Consider the following 11,717-nt stretch of genomic DNA (forward strand, 5'->3'; position numbering starts at 1 on the left):
GCACCACATCTTTCCGGTGCTCTCGACGGCTCCCGATCCTACCCGCTCACCCCAGACAGGTTGGTCCGAGCAGTGACTTGAGGTCACCGAAGAGGTCGGCGGAGACCTTCACCGGCATAGGCACCTCGAACACCTTCGCTGTGCCAGCGCGATGCACGCGCAGCAGTACCTCGGTGTCCCCGCTGTGCCGCCGGAGCACCTCGGCCAGCTCCGTCATGACCCGTTCCGTCGCGCGCTGCTCGGCGAGGACGAGAGACAGGGGCCCTGCTGCATCGAAGGAGCCGACGTCGGGGGCGAAGGCAGACTGGGCATGCAGGTTCAGGCCGTCATCACGCCGGGAGACGCGCCCGCGCACGGCGAGGATCGCATCCTGCTGCAGAGTGTGCTGGAACTCGAGGTACGTCTTGCCCATGAACATCACGGTGACCTCGCCGTTGAAGTCCTCCACGGTGATCATTCCGTACGGGTTTCCGCTCGCCTTCGCCACACGATGCTGGACACTCGTGACGAGGCCGGCCACGGTGACCTGATCGCCGTCCTGCAGGTCCTCGGAGTTGTTGAGGTCGTGGATGGAGATCGAGGCATGCTTCGCGAGCGGGACCTCTAGACCAGCCAACGGGTGGTCAGAGACATAGAGGCCGAGCATCTCCCGCTCGAAGGCGAGCTTGTCCTTCTTGATCCACTCGGGACGAGGGGGCACTTTCGCGGGTGCCGCCTCCTCCATGCCGTCGTAGAGACTGTCGAAGTCGAAGCCGATGGCGCCCTGAGCCTCGTTGCGCTTCCGGTCCACCGCCGCCTCCACGGCGTCTTCATGGATCTCGAGGAGGGCCCGACGGGTGTCACCCATCGAGTCGAAGGCCCCGGCTTTGATCAGCGACTCGACCGTGCGTTTGTTGGCGACGTGCAGCGGCACCTTGTCGAGGAAGTGATGGAACGAGGTGAACCGCTCGTCCTTGCGCGACTGCACGATGCCGTCGACGACGTTCGTGCCGACGTTGCGGACGGCGCCGAGGCCGAAGCGGATGTCATCGCCGACGGCCGCGAAGAAGTTGATCGACTCGGAGACGTCCGGCGGCAGCACCTTGATGCCCATTCGGCGGCACTCGTTGAGGTAGAGCGCCATCTTGTCTTTCGAGTCGCCGACGCTCGTGAGGAGTGCGGCCATGTACTCGGCCGGGTAGTGCGCCTTGAGGTAGGCGGTCCAATAGGACACGAGACCGTACGCGGCGGAGTGCGCTTTGTTGAAGGCGTAGTCCGAGAACGGCAGGAGGATGTCCCACAGCGCCTTGACCGCTCCTTCCCCGAAGCCGCGCTCGGTCATTCCCGCCGCGAACCCCGCATACTGCTTGTCCAGCTCGGACTTCTTCTTCTTTCCCATCGCGCGGCGCAGGATGTCGGCCTGACCGAGGCTGAACCCGGCCACCTTCTGCGCGATGGCCATGACCTGCTCCTGGTAGATGATGAGTCCATAGGACTCCTCCAGGATCTCAGCGAGCGGTTCCGCGAGTTCGGGATGGATCGGGGTGATCTCCTGCTGCCCGTTCTTGCGCAGCGCGTAGTTGGTGTGGGAGTTCGCACCCATCGGCCCCGGACGGTACAGCGCGATGAGGGCCGAGATGTCGCCGAAGTTGTCCGGCTTCATGAGCCGCATGAGTGAACGCAGCGGCGGACTGTCGAGCTGGAAGACGCCGAGCGTGTCGCCGCGGGCCAGCAGCTCGTAGACGGCGGGGTCATCGAGACCGAGGTGCTCGAGATCGAGCTCCTCACCGCGGTTCATCCGGATGTTGTCGAGCGCGTCCGAGATGATCGTGAGGTTCCGGAGGCCGAGGAAGTCCATCTTGATGAGGCCGAGGGACTCGCACGACGGATAGTCGAACTGCGTGACGATCTGGCCGTCCTGCTCGCGGCGCATGATCGGGATGATGTCGAGCAGGGGTTCCGACGACATGATGACGCCGGCGGCATGCACGCCCCACTGTCGCTTCAGCCCCTCGAGGCCGAGGGCCCGATCGAAGACCGTCTTCGCTTCGGGGTCGGTCTCGATGAGGGCGCGGAACTCGCTCGCCTCCTTGTAGCGCGGGTGCGCAGAGTCGAACATGCCGTCGAGGGGCATGTCCTTGCCCATCACGGCCGGGGGCATGGCCTTGGTGAGTCGCTCGCCCATGCTGAACGGGAAGCCGAGGACGCGACCGGCGTCCTTGAGCGCCTGCTTCGACTTGATCGTGCCGTACGTGACGATCTGCGCGACGCGCTCGGACCCGTACTTCCGGGTCACGTACTCGATGACCTCGCCGCGACGACGGTCGTCGAAGTCGACGTCGAAGTCGGGCATCGAGACGCGGTCCGGGTTGAGGAACCGCTCGAAGATCAGACCGTGCTCGAGAGGGTCGAGGTCGGTGATCTTCATCGCATAGGCGACCATCGAACCGGCACCGGAGCCACGTCCCGGACCGACCCGGATGCCGTTGTCCTTGGCCCAGTTGATGAAGTCGGCGACGACGAGGAAGTACCCGGGGAAGCCCATCTGGAGGATGATGCCGGTCTCGTACTCGGCCTGCTTGCGCACCTTGTCCGGGATGCCGTTCGGGTACCGGTAGTGGAGGCCCTTCTCGACCTCCTTGATGAGCCAGCTGTCCTCGGTCTCGCCGTCGGGGACCGGGAACCGCGGCATGTAGTTCGCCGAGGTGTTGAACTCCACCTCGCAGCGCTCGGCGATCAGGAGCGTGTTGTCACAGGCCTCCGGGTGGTCCCGGAAGAGCTGCCGCATCTCGGCCGCGGTCTTGATGTAGTACCCGTCGCCGTCGAACTTGAAGCGGTTCGGGTCGTCGAGCGTGGAGCCGGACTGCACGCACAGCAGGGCTGCGTGGGCGTCGGCCTCGTGCTGGTGGGTGTAGTGCGAGTCGTTGGTGGCCACGAGCGGGATGCCGAGGTCTTTCGCGAGCCGCAGCAGATCGGTCATGACCCGGCGCTCGATCGACAGGCCGTGGTCCATGATCTCGGCGAAGTAGTTCTCCTTGCCGAAGATGTCCTGGAACTCCGCCGCAGCCGCGCGGGCGGCGTCGTACTGCCCGAGCCGCAGCCGCGTCTGCACCTCTCCCGACGGGCACCCCGTCGTGGCGATGAGCCCCTTGCCGTATGTCTGGAGCAGCTCGCGGTCCATACGCGGCTTGAAGTAGTAACCCTCCATGCTCGACAGCGAGCTCAGCCGGAAGAGGTTGTGCATGCCCTCCGTGCTCTGACTCCACATGGTCATGTGGGTGTACGCGCCCGAACCCGACACGTCGTCGCTGCGCTGGTCCGCCGAGCCCCACTGCACGCGGGTCTTGTCGCTGCGGTGCGTGCCCGGAGTGACGTAGGCCTCGAGACCCACGATGGGCTTGATGCCGGCGTTGCGGGCCGCGTTGTAGAACTCGAACGCCGCGAAGGTGTTCCCGTGGTCCGTCACCGCGATCGCCGGCATGCCGTAATCGGCGGCCGCCTGCGTCATCGCGTTGATCTTCGCAGCCCCGTCGAGCATCGAGTACTCGCTGTGCACGTGCAGGTGGACGAAGGAGTCGGATGCCATGCTTCGAGTCTACGTTCGGCCCCGGACACGAGGAGGCGTCGGCTCCCGGTTCACGCTTTCTCGCGGAGGTCCAGCCGCATGAGCACGCGAGGGAAGCCGTCGAGGACGGAGCCCGTGTCCGCCGCCTTCGCGAACCCCGCGCTCTCGAAGAGACGCCGCGTCCCGACGTACGCCATCGTGAGGTTCACCTTCGCGCCGGCGTTGTCGACCGGATACCCCTCGATCGCGGGTGCGCCCCGATCGCGCGCGTAGGCGACCGCGCCCTCGATGAGGGCGTGGGAGACACCCTGTTTGCGATGCCCTGGGCGGACCCGGAAGCACCACAGTGACCACACGTCGAGGTCGTCGACATGCGGGATGAGACGATTGCGCGCGAAGCTCGTGTCGCGTCGAGGGTGCAACGCCGCCCAGCCGACCGGCTCGTCGTCGAGGTAGGCGAGGACGCCGGGGGGAGGATCCTGGTGGCAGAGCTCACGCACCCGCTCGGCCCGTGCGGGACCGCGAAGGGAGACGTTCTCCTTGTTGCCGATCCGATAGCTCAGGCAGAAGCAGACGTTCGACGTCGACTTCTTCGGACCCACGACCGCGGCGACGTCATCGAAGACCGTCGCCGGGCGCACCACGATGCTCATGTGGTCAGTGTGGCGGACACCCCGGACACCGGCGCGCTGACGCCCCGGCGGATGAGCTATTCCCCGCGCAGCACGTCCAACGCGTGCTGGAAGTCCTCCGGATAGGGCGAGGCGAACTGCACCCACTCCCCCGTCGTCGGATGGGCGAATGCCAGCTGATGCGCGTGCAGCCACTGCCGCGTGAGTCCGAGGCGGGCGGAGAGCGTCGGATCGGCGCCGTAGAGCGGGTCCCCGACGCACGGGTGCCGGTGCGCCGCCATGTGCACGCGGATCTGGTGCGTACGACCCGTCTCCAGATGGATCTCGAGCAGAGAGGCACCGGGAAACGCCTCGAGCGTCTCGTAGTGTGTCACGGAGGGCTTCCCGTCCGGGACGACGGCGAACTTCCAGGAGTGGTTCGGGTGCCGACCGATCGGCGCATCGATCGTGCCCACGAGCGGGTCCGGATGCCCCTGCACCACCGCGTGATAGATCTTCTCGACCGTGCGCTCCTTGAACGCGCGCTTGAGGGCCGTGTACGCGGACTCGCTCTTGGCGACGACCATGAGCCCGCTCGTCCCGACGTCCAGCCGGTGCACGACGCCTTGACGCTCCGGCGCGCCGCTGGTGGCGACGCGGAACCCGGCGGCGGCGAGAGCGCCGACGACCGTGGGTCCCTCCCACCCGAGCGAGGGGTGGGCAGCGACCCCGGTCGGCTTGTCCACCACGACGATGTCATCGTCGTCGTAAACGATCCCGAGTTCGGGCACCGCGATGGGCACGATCTTCGGCCCCTCCTTCGGCTCCCACTCGACGTCCAGCCACGCACCGCCGCGCAGGCGGTCCGACTTGTCGAGGGTGACGCCGTCCAGGCGGACGCCGCCGGATGCGGCCACCTCCGCCGCGAAGGTCCGCGAGAACCCGAGGAGCTTGGCGAGGGCGGCATCGACCCGCGTACCGTCGAGCCCGTCCGGGACGGGCAGCGAACGCGACTCCACGGTCAGCGCTCCTCGGACGCCGCAGCCGCCTCGGCGTCCTCGTCGGTCTCGATCGGGGCGTGGTCTCGCTCTCGCGTGCCGTCGAACCGCAGCCCGAAGACGACGAGCAGAGCCACCGAGATCATCCCGGTGACGATGAAGATGTCGGCGACGTTGAAGATCGCCGGCATCATCCACGGCATGGAGATCATGTCCACCACTTCCCCGACCGGGAAGCCGGGGGCCCGGAAGAGACGGTCCGACAGGTTGCCGAGCACCCCTCCGAGCAGGCACCCGAGGACGACAGCCCAGAGACGCGACCGCAGTCCGAACGCCTTCCAGACGATGACGCCTGCGACGACCGCGAGGGCGATGGTGAAGATCCAGGTCACGCCCGAGCCGAGGGAGAACGCCGCACCGGGGTTGCGCACGTAGTAGAGCTGCAGGAACTCTCCGAGGACCGGGACCGCCTCGTGGAGCGGCAGATTCTCGATGGTGAGGTACTTCACAAACTGATCGGCGGCCAGCACGACCGCTGCGAGAATCGCAACGATCGCACCGGCCGCCGACCGACGAAGGGGACGACGTCCTGACAAGAGGGCGCCTTACAGGCCGATCGCGGAGACCGGCGTGGAGTCCGTGGACGCCGACTTCTCGTCGAGCTCGCGGAGCTGACCCTCGATGTAGCCGCGGAGCTGCGAGCGGTAGTCGCGCTCGAAGTTGCGCAGCTCCGTGATGCGCGCCTCCAGCGTGTTGCGCTCGCGCTCCAGGCGTGCGGTCTCCTCGCGCTGCTTCGCCTCGGCCTCCGTGCGGATACGTGCGACCTCGGCCTCGGCCTCGGAGATGAGCTGGTTGCGCTTGGCCTCACCCTCGGCCACGTGCTCGTCGTGCAGACGCTGCGCGAGCTCGATGATGCCGGCGGTCGCGGTCGCGGAGCCGGTCGGTGCGGCGTCGGCGGCGGGAGCCTCGGCGGCGGCCGGGGCGGGAGCAGCGGCTTCCGGCTCGGCGGCAGCGGCGGGAGCAGGCGTGGAGCCCGACTCATAAGCGGCGAGCTTCGCCTTCAGCTCGGCGTTCTCCTCGAGGGCCTTGCGCCACTCGATGACGATCTCGTCGAGGAAGTCGTCGACCTCGTCCGGGTCGAAGCCGTCCTTGAAGCGGACGTGCTGGAACTGCTTGGTGACGACGTCATCCGGGGTAAGTGCCATGGGTGGCTCCTCTTTCGATGAGTTCGATTGCCAGTACCGATGTATGGCGTGTTCGTGATGTGGCGCGAACCCGGGGCGCGCACCTGGGTGCCAGCATAGCCCCCGAGCCTTGGGGTCGCGATGCCACGACACCCAGGCTCGGTGAACTCGCCGCCGTCACCGGGCGCGACACGCGGGGTGGTCAGCGGATGAACAACCGGACGATGTTCATGAGGATCAGGACGACCAGAAGGGTCAGCGCGAAGCCGAAGTCCAGCGAGAGCTGACCGATACGGAGCGGCGGGATGATCCGCCGGAAGAACCGGATGGGCGGATCGGTGACGGTGTACACCGCCTCGGCGGCCACGAGACCGAAGCCCTTGGGACGCCATTCCCGATTGAACATCGGGATGTAGTCCAGGATGAGCCTCGCGAAGAGCACGAGGATGTAGACCAGCAGCACCAGATGAACGATGCTGGCGAGGACCGAGACCAGCTGCACGGTCTACGAGTGGTCGAAGCCCGCAGACTCGGCGTCTGCGTGCGCGATACCCCCGTGGCCGGACACCGCGATGTTCTCCGGCGAGAGCAGGAATACCTTGGAGGTCACCCGCTCGATCCGGCCGTAGAGGCCGAGGGAGAGACCGCTCGCGAAGTCGATGAGGCGGCGCGCGTCGGCGTCGCTCATCTGGGAGAGGTTGATGATGACCGGGACGCCCTCGCGGAAGCTCTCCGCGATCAGCTGGGCGTCGCGGTACTGCTTCGGGTGGACGGTGAGGATCTCGTTCACGGCTCCTGCTGCGGGCTGGCGGACGGCGACGGGACGACGGAGGGGCGTGACGGGAGCCGGAGCCGGCTCTTCGCGCTCACGCTCACGCTCACGCTGGGCGCGGGCGGGCGCCGGCGTCTCCTCTTCGTAGACCTCTTCCTCGTCGGCGAGGCCGAGATACACCATGGTCTTCTTCAGCGGGTTACCCATCGTGTCCTCCGGTTCGAACGTTTCGGGCTGGTCTTGTCACAGGTTAACCCCGGGCGGGGCGCGGTCCCGTGATTGCGGAACCGATCCGCAGGTGTGTCGCGCCGGCGGCGATGGCCTCGGCGAAGTCGCCGGTCATCCCGGCGGAGATCCACGTCGCGTCGGGAGCGACGGTCCGCACGTCGGCGGCGATGTGGTGCAGACGGGCGAAGGCGCGCGCGGGATCCTCGTCGAGGGGCGCGACGGCCATCACACCACGGAGCCGCAGCGAGGACAGGCCGAGCACGTGCTCGGCCAGCGCCACGGCTGACGCCGGCGCCACGCCTCCCCTGCCCTCATCCTCGGTGAGATTCACCTGGACGAGTACGTCGAGCACCTCGTCGGTCTCGGCCGCACGGTGCAGGGCGTCCGCGAACCGGTCACGGTCCACGGAATGCACGACGTCGGCGCTCCGCCTGATCGCCGCGGCCTTGTTCGTCTGCCCCTGCCCGATGAAATGCCACTCGAGGTCGAGGCCGGAGAGCTCGCCCGCCTTGGCGGTGAGCTCCTGCTGCCGGTTCTCCCCCACCGCGTGCACTCCGAGAGCGTGCAGATCGCGCACCAGGGAGGCGGGGTGGAACTTGGTGACGACGATCCGGGTGATCTCCTCGGGGGACCGCCCGGCGGCACGCGCGGCGTCGGCGATCTTCTCGTCGATCGCCGACAGCCGCGCGGCCAGGTCCGATGGCGCCGAAGCGCCGACCGGTGTCGTCACTTCAGGAATTCGGGGATGTCGATGTCGTCGTCGGCGAAGGCCGGCTCGATGCTCGTCGTCGGCGTGCGCGGTGCCGTCGGCGCCGGGGCGGGCTCGGGCGTGCTCTTCTCGGCCGCAGGCTCGGAGGTCTCCGACAGCGCCACCTCGGGAAGGGACGCGGTGGAGGGACGCGAGACGACCATCGGGTCCAGCCGCAGCGAGGGCTCGCCGCCGTCGAAGCCGGCGGCGATCACGGTCACCCGCACCTCGTCGCCGAGCGTGTCGTCGATGACCGTGCCGAAGATGATGTTGGCCTCCGGGTGCGCGGCCTCCTTGACGAGGTCCGCGGCGTCGTGGATCTCGAAGATGCCGAGGTTCGAGCCACCCTGGATCGACAGCAGCACACCGTGCGCGCCTTCGATCGAGGCCTCGAGCAGCGGCGACTCGACGGCGAGCTCCGCCGCCTTGATCGCGCGGTCGGCGCCGCGGGCCGAGCCGATGCCCATCAGGGCGGATCCCGCTCCCTGCATGACCGACTTCACGTCGGCGAAGTCCAGGTTGATGAGACCGGGGGTCGTGATGAGGTCGGTGATGCCCTGCACACCGGCGAGGAGGACCTGGTCGGCAGTCGCGAACGCCTCGATCATCGAGATGCCGCGGTCGCTGATCTCGAGCAGACGGTCGTTCGGGACGACGATGAGGGTGTCGACCTCTTCCTTCAGCTTCGCGACGCCCGCCTCGGCCTGGCTCTGGCGACGACGCCCCTCGAAGGAGAACGGCTTCGTCACGACACCGATGGTCAGCGCACCGATCGACTTGGCGATGCGGGCGACGACGGGAGCACCACCGGTTCCGGTGCCACCACCCTCTCCGGCGGTGACGAAGACCATGTCGGCACCGGTCAGGGCCTGCTCGATCTCCTCCGCGTGGTCCTCTGCGGCGCGACGACCCACCTCGGGGTCGGCACCGGCGCCGAGACCGCGGGTGAGCTCGCGGCCCACGTCCAGCTTGACGTCGGCGTCGCTCATGAGCAGCGCCTGGGCGTCGGTGTTGACGGCGATGAACTCGACTCCGCGGAGACCGAGCTCGATCATGCGGTTGACGGCGTTGACGCCGCCACCGCCGACGCCGACGACCTTGATCACGGCGAGGTAGTTCTGGTTCTGGCTCATGGCCGGCCTCCGATTAGTAGAGCCTGGAAGGGGTGAACCTTAAACCTCAACTAGAGGTGTAAAGTATTTCCCGGTATTGCGTTCTCTCAGATCGAAGGTATGCGCCGCCTGGCCGCGCACGCGCAGCGACATGGGCGTGTCGCGCCATTCCCGCCGAAAGAGATCAGCCGACGACCGCCACGTCGGGAGACGTGACGTCGATCGACGAGGCATCGGGGTTCTTCACGAGCGCGGCGGAGAGTGCGAGCGCCTTCAACCCCGAGTCCTCCTGACTCCCCCACACGACCGTGAGGCCGGAGTCGAGGGTCAAGGTCACGTCGTCCGCCGTCGAGGCCCGCACGCCGGTGAGTGTCTTGCGGATGTCCGCCGGGAGCGCTCGGACGACGAGCCCGGCGCTGCGGAAGGCGGCCGAGTCGACCCCGCCCTCCACCTCCACCAACGGCTGCCCCGCCGGGCGCTGGGCTGTCGTCGAGAGAGCGACGCCCGCTGCGTCCACGAGGGTGAAGCCGGCACCCGACTCGACCACCCCGATCGGCGTACGCTCGACGATGCGCACGGTCAGGTCGTGCGGTGGACGTGCTTCCAGGGCATACGTCTCGATGAGCGGGAACGTCAGCAACGCCGCCTTGACCCCGCTCGTATCGACCAGGGCGAGCGGCGTCCCGAGCTGGTCCGCGAGGGCGCCTTCGATCACCGCGGGATCGATCGTCGTGGTGCCGGTGACCGTGATGCGCTGCACAGCGAAGAGCGGGCTGTAGGCGGCGGCGACACTCCCCCCGATCAGCAGCGCCACGGCCCCGAGGGCGCTCAGCCAGACGATACGACGCCGGCGGGATCGCTGGGTGAACCGACGGATCTCCGCCCGGAGCGCCCTGCGACGGGCGCGCGCGGCGCGCCAGACATCCATGGACGAACGCGGGACCGGCCGTTCCTCGGGCATCACTGCGGCGGACCCGACCGGCGAGGCGTCTCCCCCCTCGTCCGGCGACGGCAGCGGGGCGGGACGCCGGCGGAGGGTCCGTTCGGACGCGTCGTCCGTCTCCCCCGGAGTATCCGGAGCGCTCGGGAGTGGGGGCGGCCGGCGCATGGGCTACGCCCCGTCGGTCCGGCGAAGTGACTCCAGCACCTGCGGGATGATCTGGTAGACGTTGCCGCAACCGAGGGTCACGACGAAGTCGCCCTCCTCCGCGACCGATGCCGTGTAGTCGGCCGCCTCCTGCCAGTCGGCGACGAAGTGCACGCGGGAAGCGTCCTGGAACGCGCCGCTCACCAGCTCACCGGTGACGCCGGGCACCGGGTCTTCCCTGGCGCCGTAGACGTCCAGCATCACGGTGTGGTCGGCGAGCTCCTCCAGGACGTCCGCGAACTCCTGGTACATGTGCTGCGTCCGGGAGTACGTGTGCGGCTGCTGGATCGCGATCAGCCGGCCGGAACCCGCCAGGCTGCGCATGGCCTCCAACGCGGCGCGGACCTCGGTGGGGTGATGGGAGTAGTCGTCGTAGACCGTGACCCCGCGCTCCTCACCGTGGCGCTCGAGACGACGGACGGTTCCCGCGAAGCCCTCGATGGCGCGCACGGCGTCGCGGAGCGGGTGGCCGAGCGCGAGGAGGACGGCGACCGCTCCCGTCGCATTGATCGCGTTGTGCACGCCGGGGACCGCGAGCTGCATGCGCTCGGTCTCCCCTCCGTGCGAGACGACCGCCGCGACGGGGCCCGCGGTGACGATCTCGCTGACGCGGACATCCGCGTGCTCGGCCTGACCGAACGTCAGGACCCGCGGGTGGGACAGCCCTGCCAGGACCCTGAGCGCGCCGGGGTCGTCGCTGGAGATGACGACCGCCTCCGACGCGGCATCCGCGAACCGCACGAAGGCGTCGTGGAAGGCCTCGTCGGAGCCGTAGTGGTCGAGGTGATCGGGGTCGACGTTCGTGATGAGCGCCACAGCCGTGTCGTAGAGGAGGAAGGTGCCGTCGGACTCGTCCGCCTCGATGACGAAGAGGTCGCCGCTCCCGGTCGCGCTGGACGTGCCGAGCTGCTCGATGACGCCGCCGTTGACGAAGTGCGGATCGGCGCCGAGGTCACGCAACGCGGTGACGATCATCCCCGTCGAGGTCGTCTTGCCGTGCGCACCCGCCACCGAGACGAGGCGCCGCGTGCCGATCAGCCAGTGCAGCGCCTGAGACCGGTGGATGACGTGCAGGCCCCGCTCCTTGGCGGTGACGAACTCGGGGTTCTCCGGCCAGATGGCGCCGGTGTGCACGACCGTGTCGGCGTCGCCGAGGTGGGCGGCATCATGACCGACGTGGACCGTCGCACCCGCCGCGGCCAGCGCCCGCAGGTTGTCGCTGTCGGCGCGGTCGCTGCCGGAGACGCGGATGCCCGCGTCGAGGAACATCTTGGCGAGTCCGCTCATCCCGGATCCACCGATGCCGATGAAGTGCGCGGCGGTGATCGTCTCGGGGATGGGGAGGGAGAGGTCGGGTCTGATCATGTCCGCTT

General features: G+C 68.2%; 11 protein-coding genes. All 11 read right to left on the reverse strand.

All coding sequences use genetic code 11. From position 1 onward, the window contains the following. Window positions 1–46: 46 nt before the first annotated feature. Window positions 47–3,565, reverse strand: coding sequence for a DNA polymerase III subunit alpha (gene dnaE, locus BLU02_RS03855; RefSeq protein WP_060921222.1), 3,519 nt, complete (start codon window positions 3,563–3,565; stop codon window positions 47–49). Between the two features lie 50 nt (window positions 3,566–3,615). After that, on the reverse strand, window positions 3,616–4,197 hold the full coding sequence (locus BLU02_RS03860) for a GNAT family N-acetyltransferase (protein ID WP_060921223.1): 582 nt from the start codon (window positions 4,195–4,197) through the stop codon (window positions 3,616–3,618). Between the two features lie 56 nt (window positions 4,198–4,253). After that, on the reverse strand, window positions 4,254–5,174 hold the full coding sequence (locus BLU02_RS03865; protein WP_060921224.1) for an RluA family pseudouridine synthase: 921 nt from the start codon (window positions 5,172–5,174) through the stop codon (window positions 4,254–4,256). Between the two features lie 2 nt (window positions 5,175–5,176). Beyond that, the gene (gene lspA / locus BLU02_RS03870) at window positions 5,177–5,749 is read right to left on the reverse strand and encodes a signal peptidase II (protein WP_254635588.1); all 573 of its coding nucleotides are present in this window, start codon (window positions 5,747–5,749) and stop codon (window positions 5,177–5,179) included. A gap of 9 nt (window positions 5,750–5,758) precedes the next feature. After that, a complete protein-coding gene (locus BLU02_RS03875; RefSeq protein WP_083370877.1) occupies window positions 5,759–6,358 on the reverse strand; it encodes a DivIVA domain-containing protein in 600 nt (199 codons plus the stop codon). A 181-nt stretch (window positions 6,359–6,539) separates the two neighbouring features. Next, on the reverse strand, window positions 6,540–6,839 hold the full coding sequence (locus BLU02_RS03880) for a YggT family protein (RefSeq protein ID WP_025105081.1): 300 nt from the start codon (window positions 6,837–6,839) through the stop codon (window positions 6,540–6,542). Window positions 6,840–6,842: 3 nt separating this feature from the next. After that, a complete protein-coding gene (locus BLU02_RS03885) occupies window positions 6,843–7,316 on the reverse strand; it encodes a cell division protein SepF (protein ID WP_025105082.1) in 474 nt (157 codons plus the stop codon). Between the two features lie 43 nt (window positions 7,317–7,359). Beyond that, window positions 7,360–8,067 (reverse strand): YggS family pyridoxal phosphate-dependent enzyme, encoded by a 708-nt coding sequence (locus BLU02_RS03890; RefSeq protein WP_060922669.1) that lies wholly within the window; start codon window positions 8,065–8,067, stop codon window positions 7,360–7,362. Further along, window positions 8,064–9,218 carry a cell division protein FtsZ gene (gene ftsZ / locus BLU02_RS03895; RefSeq protein ID WP_060922670.1) on the reverse strand — a complete coding sequence of 385 codons (1,155 nt, stop codon included), beginning with the start codon at window positions 9,216–9,218 and terminating at the stop codon, window positions 8,064–8,066. Before ftsZ ends, BLU02_RS03890 begins: the two co-directional genes overlap by 4 nt. Before the next feature lie 163 nt (window positions 9,219–9,381). Beyond that, on the reverse strand, window positions 9,382–10,125 hold the full coding sequence (locus tag BLU02_RS03900) for a cell division protein FtsQ/DivIB (protein ID WP_231919633.1): 744 nt from the start codon (window positions 10,123–10,125) through the stop codon (window positions 9,382–9,384). A gap of 183 nt (window positions 10,126–10,308) precedes the next feature. After that, a complete protein-coding gene (gene murC, locus BLU02_RS03905) occupies window positions 10,309–11,709 on the reverse strand; it encodes a UDP-N-acetylmuramate--L-alanine ligase (RefSeq protein WP_060922671.1) in 1,401 nt (466 codons plus the stop codon). Window positions 11,710–11,717 lie beyond the last annotated feature (8 nt).

The organism is Microbacterium paraoxydans (assembly GCF_900105335.1).
Lineage (GTDB): Bacteria > Actinomycetota > Actinomycetes > Actinomycetales > Microbacteriaceae > Microbacterium > Microbacterium paraoxydans.